Origin of the sequence: Leifsonia sp. SIMBA_070 (assembly GCF_046534635.1) — a bacterium.
Classification (GTDB): domain Bacteria; phylum Actinomycetota; class Actinomycetes; order Actinomycetales; family Microbacteriaceae; genus Leifsonia.
Genome location: NZ_JAWRYK010000001.1, coordinates 794,089 through 813,567 on the forward strand (window position 1 = coordinate 794,089; position 19,479 = coordinate 813,567).

The window sequence follows — 19,479 nt, forward strand, 5'->3', positions numbered from 1 at the left end:
GCCGGGCTCCTGACTTTCAAGGACGCATACCCGAACATGAGTTCTCACACCTCCTACACCCCTGCCCGGAAACGCCAGCTCGGCTCCGAGAAGCGCACCGAACCCCTCCCGACGGTCCACCCGAAGCCGTCGGACCGGAAGATCACCTGGAGCCGTGTCGCCATCGTGCTGACCGTCCTGTTCTGGGCGATCTACGTGGTCACCACGATCATCCGCCAGTTCATCGACAGCGGCAGCCAGAACTTCCGCTTCACGATGGAGGCCATCGGCTACACGGTCGTGGTGACCTTCCTCACCTTCTCGGCCCTCATGTACCTGGTCGCTCGGCAGGGCGCCCTCCAGCGCTTCCAGAAGCACGTCCGCGTGCCGCGCGCCGAGATCGACCGCCACTTCGCCGAGAACCAGCCGAGCATCACCGTGCTGGTGCCCTCGTACGCGGAGGAGCCGGAGGTCGTGCGGATGACGCTGCTCTCCGCCGCCCTGCAGGAGTTCCCGTCGAAGCGCGTCGTCCTGCTGCTCGACGACAACCCGAACCCGACCGAACCCGCCGTACGGGAGCGCCTCGAGGCCACCCGCGACCTCGCCCACGACATCAGCGCGACCCTCGCCGAGCCGCGCTTCCGCTTCTCCGACGCGCTGATGCGCTACGAGCTCGCCGACGCCGGCGTCTACGCCACTGACGATGCCGCCCGGGAGCTCGCCGATCACTACCGCTGGGCCGCCCAGTGGCTGTACGACCAGGCCGACACGCACACCGTCGAGGACCACGTCGACGTCTTCTTCGCCGACCAGGTCCTCCGGGCCCTCGGCGACGACCTGGCGCTGACCGGGGAGGCCGTCTCCGCCGCCCTCGCCGAGGGCGCCTCCCTCACCTCCAAGCGCGTCGCGCAGCTCTACCGCCGGCTCGCCTGGACGTTCGACGCCGAGCTCGCCGTGTTCGAGCGCAAGAAGTGGGCGTCGCTCTCCCACGAGGCCAACAAGGCCATGAACCTCAACGCCTACATCGGCCTGATGGGAGGGACCTACCGTGCCGAGGAGACGCCGGAGGGTCCCATCCTGAACCCGGTCCCCGCCGGCCAGCGCCGCCCGGGCGACATCGACGTCCCGGACAGCGACTTCCTGCTGACCCTGGATGCCGACTCGATCCTGCTGCGCGAGTACTGCCTCCGGCTCACCTACTTCCTGCAGCAGCCGGACAACGCCCGCGTGGCCGTCACGCAGACGCCGTACTCGTCCTTCCGGGGGGCAGGCACGCGCATCGAGCGCCTAGCCGGTGCGACCACCGACATCCAGCACATCCTGCACCAGGGCAAGTCGTACTACGGCGCCACGTTCTGGGTGGGGGCGAACGCGGTGATCCGCAAGCGCGCGCTGGACGACATCGTCGAGACCGAGTTCGTCGGCGGGTTCGAGGTGCGCCGGTACATCCAGGACCGCACGGTCATCGAGGACACCGAGTCGAGCATCGACCTCGGCACCCACGGCTGGACGCTGTCGAATTACCCGGAGCGCCTCAGCTACTCGGCCACGCCGCCGGACTTCGGCTCACTGATCGTTCAGCGCCGCCGCTGGGCGAACGGAGGCCTCCTCATCCTCCCGAAGCTGTGGCGCCAGGTGAAGGAGCGGAAGCGCCGCGGCGAGACCGTCTCCCGCATCGAGCTGCTGCTGCGCGTCAACTACATGGCGTCGATCAGCTGGGCGAGCTTCGGCCTGGTGTTCCTGCTGGCCTACCCGTACGACGGACGTCTGCTCAGCCCGATGGTGCTGCTCGCCGCCCTGCCGTACTTCATCAGCCAGGCCGCGGACCTCCGCTACAGCGGGTACAAGGCCACCGACATCTTCCGGATCTACGGCTTCAACCTCATCCTGCTGCCGGTGAACCTGGCCGGTGTGCTCAAGTCGATCCAGCAGTCGCTGACCGGCAAGAAGATCCCGTTCGCCCGCACGCCGAAGGTGAAGAACCGCACGGCCTCGCCGTTGCTCTACGTGATCGCGCCGCTCGCCATCGTCGGGTTCTCGCTGTTCACCCTGTGGCGTGACGTCAACGCGCACAACTGGGGCAACGCCGCGTTCGCCGCGTTCAACGCCACCCTCGCGATCTGGGCGATCGTCGCCTACATCGGCATCTGGAACAGCATCGTCGACATCTGGCTCGGGATGACCAAGCCCCTCTACGTGGACAAGTCGCGCAAGCGCGCGGCCGCCGAGGTGGAGCCCGTCACAGCCTCCATCGACTGGCGCTCGGTGCTCTACCACGGCCACGCCGGGGGAGACGTGCCGCACCTGGCCGGTGTCGGCGCCGTCGTCGAGGCGCCGGCCGCCTCCGACGAGGCTGCCGGTCGCGCGTCGGATGAGGTGGATTCGGCCGAGTCCGATGGGGCCGAGTCCGGCGCCACCTCTGGCGAGAAGCAGGCCGCCTGATGGCGCGGTCGAAGAAGGCGTCCGCGGACGGCGGTGCGGGCGCCGTCGAGCGCGCGCAGGCCCCGGAGTCGACCGGCGGCCGTCGGCTCTCCGCCTGGCGGGTGATCGGCGCGGCCCTCGTCGCGATCGTCGTCGTGTCCGTCGGTGCCGTCGGCCTGCAGTGGTGGAGCGCCCGAGCGGCCGTGGACGTGAAGCCGTGGTTCGCCTCCTACGTGGACGTGACCGCGACCCCGCGGTTCGCGTTCGAGAGCATGGGCGGCACGGCGACGAAGGATGCCGTCCTCTCGTTCGTCGTGTCCTCCAAGAAGGACGCGTGCGCGCCCAGCTGGGGAGCCGCCTACTCGCTCGACGAGGCCCGCGGTTCGCTGGATCTGGACCGCCGCATCGCGCGCCTCCAGCAGCAGGGCGGGACGGTCGCCGTCTCGTTCGGCGGCCAGGCGAACGACGAGCTGGCCGTGAAGTGCGTGGACCCGTCCGCGCTGAAGAACGCGTACGCCTCCGTCGTCGACCGCTACAAGATCGGCACCATCGACCTGGACCTCGAGGGCAGCGGACTCTCCGACAAGGACGCCGCCGCCCGCCGCGCGACGGCCATCGCCGCGCTGCAGCAGGAGCGCCGCGCCGCCGGCAAGAGTCTCGCCGTCTGGCTGACCCTCCCGGTCTCGCCGTCCGGCATGACCTCCGACGGCACCGACGCGATCGCGGCCATGCTCAAGGCGAAGGTCGACATCGCCGGCGTCAACGTGATGACGATGGACTTCGGCGGCGCCAAGGACCCGAAGGCGTCCATGGCGAAGTCCGCAGAGTCGGCCGTCTCCGCCGCCCAGCGGCAGCTCGGCATCCTGTACGACCGGGCGAAGCTGCACCAGAGCGACCCGAGCCTGTGGGCGAAGCTGGGCGCCACCCCGATGATCGGGCAGAACGACGTGCAGGCGGAGGTGTTCACGCTCGCCGACGCTTCCTCCTTCAACGCCTGGGCCGTCTCGAACGGGCTCGGCCGGATGTCGATGTGGTCCGCGAACCGGGACAAGACCTGCGGCTCGAACTACGTCGACCTGACCGTCGTGTCGGACGCCTGCAGCGGCGTCTCGCAGGGCAAGAAGACGTTCGCTTCGGTGCTCGGCACGGGTTTCGACGGTCACATCGCGCTGGGGGAGGGCGCCGTCACCACCGCCGAGCCGACCTCGACCGCCACCGCCGACGACCCCGCCACCTCGCCGTACCCGATCTGGGCCACCAAGAACTCGTACCTGAAGGGCGCCAAGGTCGTCTGGCACCACAATGTCTACCAGGCGAAGTGGTGGACCAAGGGCGACGTGCCAGACAACCCGGTGCTGAACGCGTGGGAGACCCCGTGGGACCTCGTCGGCCCCGTCCTGCCCGGTGAGACTCCCATCCCGCAGCCGACCCTCCCCGCCGGGACGTACCCGACGTGGAGCGGAACCGCCCCGTACGATAAGGGCCAGCGCGTGCTCTTCGACGGCGTGCCCTTCGAGGCGAAATGGTGGACGCAGGGCGACAGCCCGGAGGCCGCCAGCGCCGACCCCGACTCGTCCCCCTGGGCTCCGCTCACCCAGGACGAGATCGACCAGATCATCGGCGGCTCCGGCCGCTGAACCAGAATCGGCGGCGGGACGCTGACTCCCCCCATCGCGTCCCGTCGCCGACTACACCTGGACTCCCGCTGCGGGGCGGGAGCCTCCGGGCGCCCGAGCGCGCCTGCCTGTGCAGGTGCGTCGGCGCAGTGCCGGCGGGGATGTGCGTGCCTTCGGGTGGTGCGCCACGTCCCTGCCGGCACACTAGCTCTCCGCTGCGGTCGTGTGTCCGCTCTCGTGCTGACGCCGCCGAGTTGCGACATGATGTCACCGCTCGCCCCGGATTCAGACACCTACTCACCACTCGCCGGCGCCGCGGCGCTCGGGTGCTCGTGCACAGGACGCGTCGCCGACACGGTAGGATGGTCGAGTTGCTTCGTGCGGCCCCGGCCGTAGGGACGACAGCGGGCTGTGGCGCAGCTTGGTAGCGCACTTGACTGGGGGTCAAGGGGTCGCAGGTTCAAATCCTGTCAGCCCGACCGCAAAAAGCCCCGGAACTACGCGGATCTCGCGGGTTCCGGGGCTTTCGTTGTTTTGGGCTCAAGCGCCCTGTGTGTGCAGTGTGTGTGCATTCCGGTTTTCGCGGGGCACCAGTGCGGCGGCACGCTCGGATGCTTCACGATCCGCGGACCCAACCAAGTGGCTGTAGATATCCGCGGTGATGCTGACACTGGTGTGGCCCAGCATCTTGGACACGAGAGCGATATCCGTTCCGCTTGCGAGCAACAGTGACGCGCTCTCGTGTCGCTGTCCATGGAAGGTCATCTTGGGCAGGTTTGTCATGCGGCGAAGCTTCTCGAAAGTGCGGGTGGCGTACTGCGGCTTTAGGGGCTGTCCGTCCGGCATAGTGAACACGTAGCCGGTATCCGTCCACAGCTCCCCGAGTGCTTCAGCTTCTTCGCGCTGGGCTAGCTTCCACCTAATGAGCACGTCCGAGAGAACGTCGCTCAGCGTTAGGGTGCGCCTACCCGAGTCGGTTTTGGGCTCCCCTTCGCTGATTGCGTGTCCCGCCTGCGTGCGGTTGTTGCGGATGGTCAGCGTCCGGCGGGCAAGTTCCACGTCATCCCAGCGAAGCCCGATCACCTCACCGCGCCGCAAACCGCTGAACATCGAGAATTCGAACATGCCGCCGAGACGGTGGTGACTGGCAGTGTCCAGATAGACGCCCACCTGTCCCGGCTGCCACGGCTCGAACTTCTTCTTCTGCACAACGGGCAACTTGAGCCCCGCGCCCGGGTTATGGTCGATCAGATCGTCATGCCACGCCGCCTTGAGCGAACCCTGCACGACCGCGGCGATCCTCCGTACCGTTGTCGCGCCCCGACCACTGCTCACGAGGTCGTCAATGAACGCGTTGACGTGAAAGCGGCGAATGTCCGTGAGTTTCATACGGCCCAGGGTCGTGGGCTTTATGTCGTTGCGGATGTATCGGGCGTAGTTGTCTGCGGTGGTGGCTCGCAGCCCCTCTCCTGTTCGCTGCCGCCGCTCAAACCACTGGTCGATGTAGTCGGCGTATAGCTGTTTGCTCGGTGCCACGTAGGTGCCGGCATCGATCTTGCTGGCCGCAGCGTTGCGTGCCTTTTGTGCTTCCTGCTTGGTGCGGAATCCGGCCTGGCGGATCTGCCGGCGACGCCCGCTCTTAGGGTCGATCCCGGCAGCCAGGTAGTACGCCCATGTGCCGTGTTTCGGGTCCGAGGACAGTTTGAGGCAAGCCGTTCCCAACTGTTTCCCCTGATCGTCTCGGCAGCCGCAGCGGCGATAGACGCTCTCAGCCATTGTCTGTCTCCATTTCGTAGATCCACCCAGAGGCCCTGTCGTGTTCGTCGTAGAACCGTGCGAAAGGGATGTTGAAGGCGGTAGATGCTTTCCAGAGTTGTGCGGCTGTGACCTCATGTCGGCCGTTCCAAATGGCTCGGGCTGCCGAGTAGCTCACCCCGAGCAGTTCGGCCGTCTGCTTGCGACTGAGGCCGTGCCAGATGCATGCGAGGCGGATGTTCTCGCAGAGGCACACACGCAGTGAGGGTGTGGGGGCCTCGCGGACCCCCACACCTGGGCGCACCGTGCTCTGACGTAGCAGCGTCGGAGCGGTCGCCATGTTGGTCATGTTCAGCGGCCTTCGGTCCCGAGGGCTTCGAGCTTGTCGGCCTGGCTACGCATGAGGGCAGGAAGCGCTTCGTAGGTGGCCGCCAGTCGACGCAGATCGTCGGCCGTCATGTCCTCGTAGATGCCTTCGAGCCACACTGACGCGTGAGGGGCTTCGTCGCCCGTGCGGATGATGGAAACCTCCACTTCGCCGTTGTCGAACTCCACGTCCGCGTGGTGTGCCCAGCGGTCGGGCTCGACGCCGGGTTCGTGCCAGCTTCCGTCGCACTCGGGGAAGTCGCACGGGGCGGCCTTCGCGTCGGCGTAGGCGGCTCGCATGGCGTCGGTTTCCGTGGCGTCACGGATGGTTTCGTTGTTGTCGGCTCCGGTAGCCTTGTTGGTGTTCATTTTGATGCACTGCCTTTCGAGTGTTGTTGCATCGGGTGGACTGCCCTTACGCCTGTTTGCCCAGGCGTGAGGGCCTTTTACTTCCGCCGATCGGCGGGAGACGGGGGAGTGGGCAGGAGCCCTCTCTTGCGTGCTTCGGAAACCCAGCGCGACGCTGTTGGGTACGTCTTCTCAAAGTGGAATGCGACCGCCGCAATCGGGCTTTCGTCAGCCTCCTCAGCTGACTCGTAGACCCGGGCCACCTCTTCGAACAGTTCAGGGGTCATGCGGGCGCGGGTGCGTCGCGGCGGATTCGAAGGTTCACGCACTTGATTTGCCGGGTGGCGCGCCCTTGCGGCGGCAACCTTCGAGCCGTATGTGGTGCCGTAGAAAGCTTCGAGGTCTTCGGGGTCAAGGCGTTGTTTGGACTGCGTAAGTGCCAGCGTTGCGTAGCTGCGCCACCATTCAAGCGGCTTGTTTTCGGTGATGCGCTCCAACGCCTTGTCGGCGTCCATCTTCGGCGCGATCACACTTAGCAATCGAACCTCATCGTCCTCGGGGTCCGCAAAAAATAGCAGCCATGCAAGGAACGGCCGTTCGTCGTCCTTCGACCTGACGTAGCAAGCGAAACGCTGGGGCAGCCCGCCGTCTTTTATCTGTACGCGCTCCGGGTCGTCTCCGATGATGAACGGTTGCCAGCCGATACCGACGACCAACTCAAGATCCTCCGGTGCCTCGAAGAGGGCCAGTAGCGGGTCGCGTGTGCTGCTCATAACGTCATTCAATCACACTCATAACCACTTATGCAACTAGTCAAGTGCGCGCAATTCTTCTGATTGAGCGGCCCTATGAGCGTCGGTGCGTTCCGTGGGCGGAGGTGAAAGTTAGGGTCCATGTTACGCTATGAGTATCGAAACAATGCGTATGGAGGTCATAGTGGCACCAATGACAGCAGCGGAGCGGGAGGAATTTGAGGCCCGGCCGTGGAACACCACCCACAGCACATCCCTCTACCTCGAAATGGGGATCAATCAGACGAGGAAGGCAATCAACGCCGGCGAGCTGCCGGGAATCCGCGTAGGCGGTCAGATCCGTGTGCCCACCGCAAGATTGCTTGCCCTGTTGGGTGAGTGAAGAGAACGGTTGTACAAGTAAACAGTTCGGGTCCGGACCAACCCAGAGGCCGCAACCGAAATGACTAGAGAGAATGACAACAATTGGTTTCTCGAACATTTCAGCCTTACGTTCCCATGGGAACATTCCTAGCCTCGTACGACCTCAATGGTGAGGCAATCATCCCCCCTCGATTCGAAGAGGCACCGTTAGAAGACATTGCCCGCGCGACCGCTGCACACCGTTGGCTTGAGCAGCAGGCCGAACTGCGTGGCAAGCGCATCAACCAACTCACTCGCGGCGAAATCGAGCCGGACGACATCACGAACGCTCGCGCCGACCGAGGCACCCATGTTGACCCGGTTGGCAACGGCATCCTGGCCCGCTGGAACAACTGGCGGCAGCCGCTCAAGCGTAAGTACAAGTTCAGCGACGGCTACATGGTGCTCACTGACGACCAAATTCGTGCGCTCAAAGATGCGGGATCTGGAAGCGGCATCCTTCCGCACACGCTCACCTGCTCTCAGGTGGAAGCGGTGGTTGGAGGGGAGGCCCGATGAACCACAAGCTGCAGCATCGTTCGCGCCTGCGCTACCCGTGGGCCGTTGACGGCTTCACCATCGACTTTGACCGGCATGCCCTCCCGCTGACGCACCGCCGCGACACGGCCATTCAACTGGCCATGCAGGCGTTCGACCTCGACCATTTGGAACGCGAGTACGCCATTGCGCTCAGCCCGGCGGACTTCACCGAATACGGGATCCCCAAGACTGACCTCCGCAAGATTGCCGCGCGTCTCGTTTCCCAGGGCTACCGCCTTGACGATCTTGAGCGGCGATACGGGGTGACTCTCCAACCCGAAGATTTCGACCCGGACCTGTTCACCGAGTCCGAAAAGCGTGCCGTGTGCAACGCATTCTGGCGTCGCGGCAAACCCACTGAAGACCTCGAAAAGCACTTCGGAATTCCCGCCCAGCGCCGGGCGTCCAATGACTGAGGCGCGGCACCTGCGGCCACTCGTAGACGCGATCCGCACGCTACCCGAACTCATGCAGGCACCGCCGCCAATGGAAGTCGTGGCCGACACCTTCGATGAAGGCACCGTATGTCTGCTTGCCGGGTACTGGGGCACTGCAAAGTCGTTTGTAGCTGTGTCACTCAGCGGTGCCCTCGCCACCGGAACCGAATGGTACGGACGGCAAGCCCAGCAGCGTCGGGTCCTTTACGTCGCCGCTGAAGGCACCTACGGCATTGCCGCGCGGTTCGACGCTTGGGCGAAGCACCACGTACGAACCATTCCGGAACGTGAGCTAGAAGTGCTCACTGTCCCCGTCCAGCTCAATGACCCAGAGAAGGTCGAAGAGTTGTGCAAAGCAATCCGCGCACACGAATACCGGTTCGTCGTAATAGACACGCTCTCCAAATCCATCGTCGGCATGGACGAGAACAGCGCCAAAGACATGTCCGGCGCAGTCGGCGCACTCTACGACATCCTCGACGCCACCAACGGCGGAAACGTACTCGTCGTCCACCACACAGGCAAAGACAAAGCCACCGTCCGCGGATCCTCCGCCCTCGAAGCCGGCGTGGACACCGTCTACCAGATCGACAAAGACGGCGACCTGTTCAGGCTCCATCGCACCAAGCGCAAAGACGGACCCATGGAAGACGAACGATCCTTCGAACTCATCCCCGTCGAAGACACCAGTTCCGTCGTCCTATCCGTCCGATGGGGCGCGGACATGACGAACAACGCAAAAACTCTGCTGTCCATCCTTGTCCAAGACTTCGGTGCGAGCGGAGCAACCAAAGCTGAACTCCGCTCCGTCTCAAACATGGCGTCATCCAGCTTCTTCCGGGCAGTCAAATCCCTGACAGAACAAGGCCTCATCCGCAACACAGGAACAGACGCACGCCCCCACTACAAGCCCGTATCCCTCGACCTCAACCAGTAAGCGTGTCCACCATGTCCACCCCTGTCCACATCCCCCAGATATGTCCGTCCACCCCCGCCTATATAGCGGGGACAACGGACACCAGCGAACAAGGACCCAACCAAACAACCCAGGCACCACACCGAAGGAGCAGCATGCACACCACCAAGAGGAGTCGTGATCAGCGTGCGTGCGTCGTCGGTGCTATCTGCCCGAACTCCCCGCGTGCGCGTTGGGTGGCCGGCTATGGGCTGCACACACAGTGCACACACCACCCTGTAGCCCGGGCTATCACTGGGCTGTACGGGGCAGCACCTGTCGCAGTGTCAAGTGCGTGGGCTACGGCCGGCAAGGCACAGCGGTGGGGTGAGCTGGCCGCGGAGACTCCTAGCACCACCCCCGCGGGCCCCCCTTTCTCCGGACGCGAGGCCCGCGCCATAGGGCGATTTTTATGTGAGGTGTTTTTGAAACTCGGTTTTGGTGGTGGTGGCTGTGAGGTCTAGTCGGTTGAAGCCTGCGTATTGGGTGGCGTTGCGGCGGGTGCGTGGTTTGGATGCTGAGGCTGAGGCTGCGATTCGTGCGTATGTGCGTGCGGTGGTTTGGGAGTCGGCTGGGTTTCGTGTTGCGGCTCGGGATTTGCGGAGGGAGTTGGAGGGGTTGGTGGGTGATGAGTGAGCGGTATTTGAATCCGGATGGGTCGGAGTGGTCGGAGGCCTTCAAGGGCCAGCGTCCGCCGTTTCAGCGGGGTAACCGGTTGTCGGTAGGGAATCGGGGGCCGTTGAAGCATGGCGCGCATTCTCCGCGCATGTATTCGTCGGTGGCTTTGGAAATTGAGCGGGACCTGAAGGCGACTCCGGGGCTCGAGTATTTGTTTGAGCGGGAGTTTAAGGCGGATACGTGGGCGTATTGCGTGGCGCAGGCGCGTGCGGATCTGGTGGAGGCGTGGATGGATCGGATGGGGTCTGTGGAGGATTGGGCGCAGGCTGCCGAGGGTGGTGTGTCGTCGCCGTCTGAGGAATTTTTGGAGTTGTCGAGTCGTGCGTCTACGTGGGCAACGCGTATCGGATTGGTGCCGAATATTGGCGCTGAGGTGACGGCCCGGATTGTTGCGGCCCGTACTCGGATTGAGTTGCGCGAGCGTCGGAGGGCGGAGAAAAAGGCGGAGCGGGAGGCTATGAAGCTTGCGTATCGGCGGGCGGCGCATCCGTTGGATTTTGACGCTGAGGGTAATCTGCGGTCGGTTGAGGACCGGTTGAAGGATATCCGTGGGGGTGAGTCGGATGGACGCTGAGTCGTTCACGTATTTGAATGAGGATGACGGTTCGTTGTCGATTCTCGACACGGACGCACTGGATAGGCATGTGGCGGCGATCTTCGCGGAGATCACGATGAGCGGTCTACTGGATCATGACCGGGCTGCGGTGGCGTTGGCTGATTTGGCTGCTGCTACGTCTACGGCGTATGTGCGGGTTGTGGCTATGCGGGTTGTTGAGTTGGTGGCGCAGGCTGCGTTGTTCGAGCTGGTTCCGCTTGTGTTGCCTGCGGTGTTCCGCCGGTTGAACGGTTTTGTTATGACGTACCGCCGTTTGAGGCCGTGGGATGAGCATTTGCGGTTCAACCCGGAGGTGCCGGCCGGTGAGTGAGGAGTCGGGGGCGCAGGCGGACAGTCGGCGTGGGGGCGTGTTTCGCGAGGGTGGCAAGACGGTTGTACCGGATGCTCTGGCCGGTTATGTGCTGTCGCTCATCATGACGAACCTGGGGGAGCTTCGGCGGCGCAAGTTGGGGTATGTGCGTGTTGAGTTGCTTGAGCTGCTGGACCAGTTGACTGTTGCGCAGGAGGCCCATACGGCTAGTTCCGTCAACGGAACCGCCGTTATTGATAACGATAGAATTGGGGTATCGGCAGGGGGCAACTTGTCTCCCATTCTTCCCCCTGCCGTCCTCTCCGTGGATCGGGTGGCCGATCAGTTGGGGTGCAGCACGCGCCATGTGACGGGGCTGCTGCATTCTGGTCGGCTTCGGGGTGAAAAGCACGGTCGACAGTGGATTGTCATGCAATCCGATCTTGATAACTACATGACGGGGAAGGCTGCCTAATGGCGAAGCTGGAAAAGGTTACTGAGGCCGATATTTCGGACGCTCAGGAGGCACTTGAGCAGGGTCGCCAGGCGCTGGCCCAGGCCCACGATGCGTTTGTGCGCGGTGACGGCGAGTGGTCCGCTTACAAGGATCAGGAAGCCGTGGTGGAGTACGCCGAAGCGTCGATTTTGCGCCTGGCCCACGCGAAGCGCGAGTACGAACAAGGAATTCGCCGGGAGGAACTGGCGAAGCTTCGCAGTGAGATCGACGCGTTTTCGCTCTCTTCTGGCGATGAGTTCTCAAAGCTCCTGGATCAGGCGGAGTCGGCTTTGGTGGCGTTCGCTACAGCCTTCCAGGATCGCAATCAGAAGGTCGACGACTGGAAGGCCCGCATGAAGGCTTTGAATGTTCTGCCGCTTGGGCCGTCGCGTCTGGTGCCGCCTCAGTCGGAGGCCGGTTTGGGATGGGCAGACAACTACGGGGATGCCGACGTGCAGGCGGGAAACCGGAAGTTCAAGCGCGTCTATTCCGCTGGCTTCCTGACAAGCCTTCTGGTGAGCCTGGGTATTGAGCGTCACGCGCCTGAATACTTCTTCGACACCCACGGCGGCGCGAACGTCACAGATATTGCCTTGGTGCGTTCGGCTGTCGCCGCAATCGACCACGAGTCGCCTGCTATCCCCGATGATGCCGTGTTCTTCCGCGGTGCTGGCGGTGGGGTCATTGTGACCGATAAGGCACACGCCTTCTCGGCTGAGATTCAGAAGCGCGACCACATTGAGCAGATCACGCGTCAGGAAGCTTTGAATGGTTGAGCAGCGCGACGACGCATGGGTAAAGAGCGCGTCCCCGGAGGCAGTTCACGCAGCGTTGAACGCGGGGGAGCTGGTGCAGGTGCTTGGTGGGAAGACCCCCGCCGAACTTGACCACGCCGCGCATGTTGCGTTCACCCCGAAGCGGTTGCTCGCCGAAGCCTACAAATTCGAGTCTCATGAGCAGTTGGTTTCTGTGTCCAATCACTACGGCTCGACCATGCTCGCCGCGAAGCGGGCGGACATGTCCCCGGCACAGTTGGAAAAGCTGAACTGGGTGGAGTCCGCGACGCCGGCCGACGTGTATGCAGCGGAGCAGGCGGGGGATCTCGACAGTTTGCTCGGCCGTGATGTGGTCAACGAAGCCACACGGATCGCTGCCATTCAACAGCGGCTGCGTGACGCGGTCGGCGGAGTCGGGCACTGAATGGGAATCACCTATCACTTCGACCTTCATCTCGACGAGATCGCGGCGAACCTACAAGCAGCACTGACGCCAGCCGCAATGAAGGCTATGGAAGCGGTGATCCGCCCAGAGGTTGCACGGCAGACCCCCGTTGAGACGGGTCACCTTGTGGGATCCGAAGATGTGCGCCCGATTGAAGACGGCTCGGAACTGTTCATCCCCGGCCCCTACGCGGCCCGGCAGCATTTCAGTCTCCACTACCACCACAACACGGGGAACGCGTTGTTCCTTGAGTTGCCCATGGTGTCTCGTGCTGATGCCGCATTGCGGATGGTTGCGGAAGACCTAACTGACCTGTAACAGCAACACAAAACAGATGTGCAAGCCACCCATTGCGGTGGCTTGAGTCATTTAAGGAGAGCACACCGACATGGCATTGCCTGACTACACAGAATTTCTTGACCCCCTGGTCATTCCGATCCGAGGCAAGAACTACACCATCCCCCCGATGAGCTTCGAGGCCGGTCTGCGTATTGCACCGATCTTGGAGGGCAACGTCCCGGAGGGCCTTACCGACGATGACGTTGCTTCCCTCGTGCTGGGGCCGGTGGCAGACGAATTGCGGGCAGATGGGGTGCCCTTCGATGCGTTGAATCGGGTGTACCTGACCGCCCTATCTGAGTACCGATTTGGGCGCGAAGCCGCCGAACTTATGTGGAAGACCGGTGGTGACCCAAAAGCCCTAGAGGAAGTGGTCAGAGCGGCGACGAACAGGGCGACCCGCAGGAAGGCCCGGAAGGCATCGACGCCCTCGCCCAGTACGGGCGCGGCAGCTACGACGAAGCGACGGGCCTCTACGAGTACTACGAAGACGTCCCCCAGGAGCTGACAGCGGAGGCGGGGCAACCTATCCAGCTTTCGCGGATCTTGGCCCATTGGCCGTTGCTCGAATCCGATTTTCAGTCTGAATACGGCCACGACCTGTCACTCCCGGAGATCCGCAATGGCCGGACCTGGCGGTGGTTTCTCGTCCGCGTCAACGGACTGCTGGCCTCAGATACGCGTCTTTACCGGGCACTCACGCCCCAACCCGAACAACTCCACATTGACCCTGACAAGGAACCTGAATCTTGAGCGAAGGACCGATTACTGTCGGCAGTATTCGCGGCGACCTCAAACTAGACGCATCCGACTGGTTTGAGAAGCTGTCTGCCGCTGACGCTGCCGCCAAGAAATTGGGCAACGCCAGTCCGACCGTCAGGGTTGACGCGAAGGTCGATTCGGCGTTGGCGAAGCTTGCTGCTGTCGACGCCGCGCAGAGGAAGCTTGACCTGTCCACGGCGTCTTTGCGGTTGGCGTATCAGCGCCTTGACGAGGTCCAGACGAAGGGCGGCGCTTCTCAGTCGCGGCTCATGTCGGCTCACCTTGCGGCGCAGCGGGCGGAGCTGGCGCACGAGTCGGCAACCCGGATGCTTGCCGCAGCCCAGGCGCAGGAGACTGCCGAAACCGATAAGGCTACAGCTGCCACGGGACGCCTGAACAACGCCAACAACGGATCGGTGCAGCGGTGGCAGTTGATCGCGGCCGCGATTGCCGCACTTATCCCATTGCTTGGTCCTTTGGCTGGCTATGCGGCCGGTGTCGGCGGTGCGCTCGCCGGTATGGGGGCGGCCGGCGCTCTCGCCATTTACGGCATCATTCAGGCGATCCATGACGGCACAGTGGCCGGGGCCGATTATCAGCGCGGGCTCGACAAGCTCAAATATTCGCTGGATTCGCTGGGGAACACGGCGGCCAACCGGATGCTGTCTTCGTTCGGTCAGGCCGTCTCGATCATCAGCATGGCGTTGCCGAACCTGAACAATCAGGTGGGGGTGTTCGCCGGCTACGCGGGCCGTATCGGCACAACCGTGTTGCAGGGCGTAATCAACGCACTGCAAGTGCTGAATCCGTTGTTTGTGCAGGGTGCGGGATATGTTGAGCAGCTCGCAGCCGGGTTCGCGTCGTGGACCTCTAACGGTGGGCTTGAGAAGTTCACCACCTACGCAATGGGTGTGCTGCCGCAGGTTGGCGCCACTCTCGGATCTTTGGCAACGCTGGCGTTCCATGTGGTCGACGGGTTCTCGGCGTGGGGCGGCCCGATTCTTACGGTGCTCAAGGCTGTCGCCGATGCGCTGAATGCGATTCCTACGTCAATGCTGCCGGTGGTTGCCGCGGGTGCTATCGCCGTCGCTGCGGCATTCCGTACCTGGTCGGGGGTCAAGGGATCCATTGACGGGGTGAACGGGTCGCTAGGACAGACCGCCGCCAGCAGTAAGACCGCGTTCGCCGCCATCATGCAGGGCGTGCTCGCGGCCGATGCCGCCATTTTGGCTGGGACCGCTTCTCTGGCTGCGGGCGTCAAGCAGTGGCAGGGCCTTTCCAAGAGTGGCGACGGATGGTCTGAGGCTGTCCGAAAGGGCAACATCAACGTCAACAATTTGGGGCGGACGCTCCAGTCGGTTGGTGGTTTCTGGAACGACTTTGCGAACAACGCCGACATTGCGGGCACCTCCGTACGGCCCCTGTACGACAACGTGAAGTCTCTGGATCAGGCCATTGCTTCGGCTACCCCAGAGGATGCCGCGAAGGCTTACAAGCAGCTTGAGGGGCAGATGAGGGCTGCCGGCAAGTCCTCGGCGGACATGGCCTCCCTGTTCCCGGCGGCGACCGCTGCGATTCATGCGCAGAAACAGGCGTCCAGCGAGGCAGCCGCAGCGGCACGCGACAATGCGGAAGGGCTCGACGCTTCCGAAATGTCCGCGAAGCAGACGTCGGATGCGATGGACAGGCTGAACAAAGCCCTGAAAGGGCTTGGATCGGCGCAGTTAGATGTGTCGTCCGCCAACATTTCGTTCTCGCAGTCGATTGCTGACGCTACGCAGGCCGTCAAAGATAACGGGGCCACGCTCGACCTGAACACGCAGAAGGGCCGCGACAACCAAAAGGCGCTCGACAACATTGCGCAGTCGGGGATTGCGTTGGTTACCGCGCAGCAGGCGGCCGGGGCTAGCACTGGTGATCTGACGGCGAAGATGGGCAGCGCCCGCGATTCGTTCATTGCCGCTGCGGAGCAGATGGGGTTGAACGCCGCTGATGCTGGGCACCTGGCCGATCAATACGGGTTGGTTCCGAGCAACGTTCCCACAGCGTTCACCACGTCTGGGGCGGCGCAGGCAATGGCGGACGCCGCCGCAGTGAAGGCGGCGTTTGACGCGGTGCAGCGATCCATCACGATTCGGGTGAACACCATTGAGACGCGTTCGACCACGCTCTCTGATCTGAACGGTTCTCAGTCCGGCTCTGGTCGCGGCGGAACGTTCCGAGACGGCGGCACCATCCACGCGGCAACGGGGCTCACAGTGCCCGGTGGCGGGTCGTCAAGCATCGATTCAGTGCACGCCATGTTGGCCCCGCTTGAGGAGGTCATTTCAAACCGGTTCGGGCAGGCGTCCCGCAACCGCGGCTTGCTCAAGCTGGTCAACTCGGGTGCTGGCCCGGGCCAAATCGCGTCATACGCGAATCAGCAGGCAGGCGGATCCGCTGGGGGCGGACCGCTCAACGTCAACGTCATTGTCACGTCTAAGGGCGGCATTGACCTCACTCAGTACATCGACGTGCGCGCCGATGCCGCCTTCGAGAAGGGCAGCAACCGCGTCGCGCAGCAACTCCAAGGGGGCCTCTTCTAAATGGCTACATTCACAATGACGCCGCCGTCGTACGGCAAAGTCGTCGGCCGGTTCCTCGTCGCAATCGGTGACGGTGTCGACGCCGACACATACCCTGACGGTGTAGTCCCCACCGGCACCATCACGTTCACCCCCTCCGTGACGAAAGTGCTTGTTGCGAACGGTTCCCCGGACCCGTTCACCTACGAACTGCAACCCGTCACCGCCACCCTGGACTCCTCCGGGTACCTGTCATTCAACAACCAGACCGGTGTGTGGTTGGTTGCCACCGATGACACCAATACCAACCCGACCGACTTCAGCTACACGGTGCAGTACAACATTGCCTACACGGGTGGTGTCATCGACCGGTCGAAGTTCGACATTAAGGTTCCCACTTCCGTATCGAGCGATCCCACCACCTTCACGGATCTCACGAGGGCTGCGCCGATTGCCACCTCCACGGGTACCGCAATCGTCCAGGGCCCCGCTGGACCGGTCACTGACCTGACGATAGGTACTGTCACCACGGGAACGCCAGCAGCAAGCATTACGGGTTCAGCTCCAACGAAGCGACTCAACCTCGTCCTCCCCGACAGTGGTGGAGGTGCGGTGTCACTGGTCGACGCGCATCTGACGGGCACCCCTACAGCGCCCACCCCTCCGACGACCAACAACAACACGACCATTGCCACGACCGCGTTTGTTCAAGCGGCGATTGCGGTGCTCACCGCCCTCACCGCCAACTGTGGCTTGGTCGGCTACAACGCCTCCACTCACACTTGGCCAGCGCGGCCGTCCACTCCCGGCCCAGTCGAATGGATGAGCACCAACGACCCGGCCGCTATTCAACCGCCCGCTATGGCTATCGGCGATTCGTGGGTGCAGCACCCGGACGCTGTCTGATGGCAGGAATCAGCGGCTCCCGCGTCTTCGAGAGTTCCGAAGGCTCACTGTTGGAGCAGACGACCGTCCAGGATCTTCTACTTGTGTTCCTCCACGGGGATCATCGAGGATTCGTTGCAAGGGTCGATGAGCTACTCAAGGCCGGTGACGGTTTGGCACTAGTGGCGATGCTTACGAATGAGCACTGCAATCTTCTGGACTATCTTGTTGGCCGTGATGCCGCCCTCAGCTATGTGGGTGAGCGGGCAATCGAAATCGACCTCACGAGCATCGACCAGATTTGACGGTTCTCTCCGGCTGAAACCTGGCCGGACGCCTCATCACCGCGCTACCGTTTCGGCATGTTTGGAGGCGACCCGCAGGACTGGCACGACGTCATTCTGCGCGGACCCGACGGAGACGAACGCCACTCCCTCCCGTTTCTGCAAGGTCGCCCGCCAGGAGTTGTGCGCCTACCTACGGAGGATGAATGGTTCGAACAATTCGCCCTGGACGCTTGGGAGGCAGAGATCCCGGTATACGTCTTCACGGGGTTCGTGCCCCGCGACGACTGACCCGGCAGGGTCGTGGTTCTAGGTGACCCAGACCAGGTCGACCCGTGAAGGATCAATCGCCCGAATGCCTCGTGGGCGCGGCTGGATAACCGCATACCTCAACACAGACCTGACGATCGCATGTTGCCGTTCAAGGTTCAACTGATCCCACGAGCGAGCGAGAGCAACCCGGCTACTCTCAAATTCGGTGAGAGCGTTCGTTCCGGTGGCTTGATCGAGCCGGAGCACCGCGTCCAGCCGCCGTTGATCTGCGACCTTACGGGCGGCCGAATAGTCTGCACGGGAGAGTTCACCTGCTCCCAGCATTTCGGCCAATTGGGTAAGGACTTCCTGAGCTTTGGCCAGATCGGCGACCTCTGCCGAGTACCGCTCCTCTCCGGACGCTCGACTGGCCAGGAACGCCTCCATGCCCGGGCTCTCTAACCGTGCAAGAACGACACCCGCTATCCATTGCTCGATTTGCAGAGAGTTGATGGACAGTTGGCCACATCCGTCCTTGCCCGGTACTGGTGTGCAAATGTACCGCCGGATTCCTCGATTGCTTGAGCTGTAAAGCTTCGATCCGCACTTGCCACACCTGAGCATGCCGCTGAGCAGGTAGCGGCGAGGAGATGCCATCGACGGCGCGTTCTTACCTGCTAGGACGGCGAGCACTCGGTCGTGCTGCTCAGGGGTGATTATCGGTGGCCACATGGCCGGCCCGATTGGCTCGCCGCGGTGATAGCGGATGCCTGCGATTCTGCCGCCGAGCAATATCCCGCGGAGAGTTTGCACATTCCACGTCTTAGAACGGCCGACTGTCGCAATCGGTTGCTTGTTAATCCACCGTCCAAGGGAGTTCATCGACTCGCCTGCAATGTAGCGCGAGACGAGGTCGCGGATGACTATCGCTTCCGATTCGCGAATGGTGAGTTTGTCGGCTTCATAGCCGAAGGGCCGCCCACCTCCACCGTTTGGCTTGCCCATCTCGGCGTTTTGAAGCATCTTGCGCCTCAACCGAGCAGACTTCCGGCCCGACTCCGCAGCGGCCATAGCGCTCGTGATGCGTGCGACCATGAGGCCGTTGTCGTTACCCAAACCAATGTCGCCAGTGACCGTCGTCACATCCACGCTCGCTGCCGTGCAGACGTCGATGAACTGTTCAAGCTCAACGGGGCGTCGCGTGAGCCTGTCCAAGTGGTAGACGAGGACCGCGTCAATTCGATGGTCCGCAATGTCCACCATCATGCGTTCGTAGTTTGGCCGCGGTTTCGCTGCATACGCTGATACGTCGTTGTCCACATATTCGTCTGCGATCACCCAGCCGCGGTCGATGGCGAGGTTGCGGCAGTCTTCAAGTTGGCGCTGAACGCCCAACCCGTCGCCCGCCTGGTCGGACGATATGCGGGCATAGATCGCTGCTGCTTGCACCTGCTTCATGGGGGCACGATACGTCCGACTACTAGGTTCGGCGGGGGTGTCTTTCGCACCCATCGGGCACAGA

Annotated in this window: 20 protein-coding genes and 1 tRNA gene; 16 read left to right on the top strand and 5 right to left on the bottom strand. The window is 63.1% G+C overall.

The window, feature by feature from the left end; genetic code table 11:
* The first annotated feature begins 36 nt into the window (after window positions 1–36).
* From SB754_RS03575 to SB754_RS03585, 3 genes are all read left to right on the top strand, one after another.
* Window positions 37–2,421 carry a glycosyltransferase family 2 protein gene (locus SB754_RS03575; protein WP_410780979.1) on the top strand — a complete coding sequence of 795 codons (2,385 nt, stop codon included), beginning with the start codon at window positions 37–39 and terminating at the stop codon, window positions 2,419–2,421.
* Window positions 2,421–4,037, top strand: coding sequence for a chitinase (locus tag SB754_RS03580; protein WP_410780980.1), 1,617 nt, complete (start codon window positions 2,421–2,423; stop codon window positions 4,035–4,037). The genes SB754_RS03575 and SB754_RS03580 overlap by 1 nt, the downstream gene beginning before the upstream one ends.
* Window positions 4,038–4,421: 384 nt before the next feature.
* Window positions 4,422–4,495 (top strand) — tRNA-Pro (locus SB754_RS03585).
* 61 nt (window positions 4,496–4,556) lie between these two features.
* Here the strand turns inward: SB754_RS03585 and SB754_RS03590 are convergent.
* The 4 genes from SB754_RS03590 to SB754_RS03605 form a co-directional block, all read right to left on the bottom strand.
* Entirely contained in the window at window positions 4,557–5,792 is a 1,236-nt protein-coding gene (locus tag SB754_RS03590; protein WP_410780981.1) for a tyrosine-type recombinase/integrase, read from the bottom strand.
* Entirely contained in the window at window positions 5,785–6,120 is a 336-nt protein-coding gene (locus tag SB754_RS03595; RefSeq protein WP_410780982.1) for a helix-turn-helix transcriptional regulator, read from the bottom strand. The genes SB754_RS03590 and SB754_RS03595 overlap by 8 nt, the downstream gene beginning before the upstream one ends.
* 2 nt (window positions 6,121–6,122) lie before the next feature.
* Entirely contained in the window at window positions 6,123–6,506 is a 384-nt protein-coding gene (locus SB754_RS03600; RefSeq protein ID WP_410780983.1) for a hypothetical protein, read from the bottom strand.
* Window positions 6,507–6,583: 77 nt separating this feature from the next.
* Entirely contained in the window at window positions 6,584–7,258 is a 675-nt protein-coding gene (locus tag SB754_RS03605; RefSeq protein ID WP_410780984.1) for a hypothetical protein, read from the bottom strand.
* A 130-nt stretch (window positions 7,259–7,388) separates the two neighbouring features.
* Between SB754_RS03605 and SB754_RS03610 the strand changes: the two genes are divergently transcribed.
* The 13 genes from SB754_RS03610 to SB754_RS03670 all read left to right on the top strand — a co-directional run bounded on the left by SB754_RS03610 (window position 7,389) and on the right by SB754_RS03670 (window position 17,726).
* Window positions 7,389–7,619, top strand: a complete 231-nt coding sequence (locus SB754_RS03610; RefSeq protein ID WP_410780985.1) for a hypothetical protein — start codon at window positions 7,389–7,391, stop codon at window positions 7,617–7,619.
* Window positions 7,620–7,735: 116 nt separating this feature from the next.
* Window positions 7,736–8,158, top strand: a complete 423-nt coding sequence (locus tag SB754_RS03615; protein WP_410780986.1) for a hypothetical protein — start codon at window positions 7,736–7,738, stop codon at window positions 8,156–8,158.
* A complete protein-coding gene (locus SB754_RS03620; RefSeq protein ID WP_410780987.1) occupies window positions 8,155–8,595 on the top strand; it encodes a hypothetical protein in 441 nt (146 codons plus the stop codon). Before SB754_RS03615 ends, SB754_RS03620 begins: the two co-directional genes overlap by 4 nt.
* Window positions 8,596–8,665: 70 nt before the next feature.
* Window positions 8,666–9,553: an AAA family ATPase gene (locus tag SB754_RS03625; RefSeq protein ID WP_410780988.1), complete on the top strand. Its 888-nt coding sequence runs from the start codon at window positions 8,666–8,668 to the stop codon at window positions 9,551–9,553.
* A gap of 784 nt (window positions 9,554–10,337) precedes the next feature.
* Window positions 10,338–10,823, top strand: coding sequence for a hypothetical protein (locus tag SB754_RS03630; protein WP_410780989.1), 486 nt, complete (start codon window positions 10,338–10,340; stop codon window positions 10,821–10,823).
* Entirely contained in the window at window positions 10,813–11,175 is a 363-nt protein-coding gene (locus SB754_RS03635) for a hypothetical protein (RefSeq protein ID WP_410780990.1), read from the top strand. The genes SB754_RS03630 and SB754_RS03635 overlap by 11 nt, the downstream gene beginning before the upstream one ends.
* A 37-nt stretch (window positions 11,176–11,212) precedes the next feature.
* The gene (locus SB754_RS03640) at window positions 11,213–11,629 is read left to right on the top strand and encodes a helix-turn-helix domain-containing protein (protein ID WP_410780991.1); all 417 of its coding nucleotides are present in this window, start codon (window positions 11,213–11,215) and stop codon (window positions 11,627–11,629) included.
* Window positions 11,629–12,426: a hypothetical protein gene (locus SB754_RS03645; protein WP_410780992.1), complete on the top strand. Its 798-nt coding sequence runs from the start codon at window positions 11,629–11,631 to the stop codon at window positions 12,424–12,426. The genes SB754_RS03640 and SB754_RS03645 overlap by 1 nt, the downstream gene beginning before the upstream one ends.
* The gene (locus tag SB754_RS03650) at window positions 12,419–12,850 is read left to right on the top strand and encodes a hypothetical protein (RefSeq protein ID WP_410780993.1); all 432 of its coding nucleotides are present in this window, start codon (window positions 12,419–12,421) and stop codon (window positions 12,848–12,850) included. Before SB754_RS03645 ends, SB754_RS03650 begins: the two co-directional genes overlap by 8 nt.
* Window positions 12,851–13,189 (top strand): hypothetical protein, encoded by a 339-nt coding sequence (locus SB754_RS03655; protein ID WP_410780994.1) that lies wholly within the window; start codon window positions 12,851–12,853, stop codon window positions 13,187–13,189.
* Between the two features lie 770 nt (window positions 13,190–13,959).
* Window positions 13,960–16,557, top strand: coding sequence for a hypothetical protein (locus SB754_RS03660; protein ID WP_410780995.1), 2,598 nt, complete (start codon window positions 13,960–13,962; stop codon window positions 16,555–16,557).
* Between the two features lie 15 nt (window positions 16,558–16,572).
* A complete protein-coding gene (locus SB754_RS03665; RefSeq protein ID WP_410780996.1) occupies window positions 16,573–17,442 on the top strand; it encodes a hypothetical protein in 870 nt (289 codons plus the stop codon).
* Window positions 17,442–17,726 (top strand): hypothetical protein, encoded by a 285-nt coding sequence (locus tag SB754_RS03670; RefSeq protein ID WP_410780997.1) that lies wholly within the window; start codon window positions 17,442–17,444, stop codon window positions 17,724–17,726. The genes SB754_RS03665 and SB754_RS03670 overlap by 1 nt, the downstream gene beginning before the upstream one ends.
* 288 nt (window positions 17,727–18,014) lie before the next feature.
* Here the strand turns inward: SB754_RS03670 and SB754_RS03675 are convergent, their stop codons facing one another.
* A complete protein-coding gene (locus tag SB754_RS03675; RefSeq protein WP_410780998.1) occupies window positions 18,015–19,415 on the bottom strand; it encodes a recombinase family protein in 1,401 nt (466 codons plus the stop codon).
* Between the last annotated feature and the right edge of the window lie 64 nt (window positions 19,416–19,479).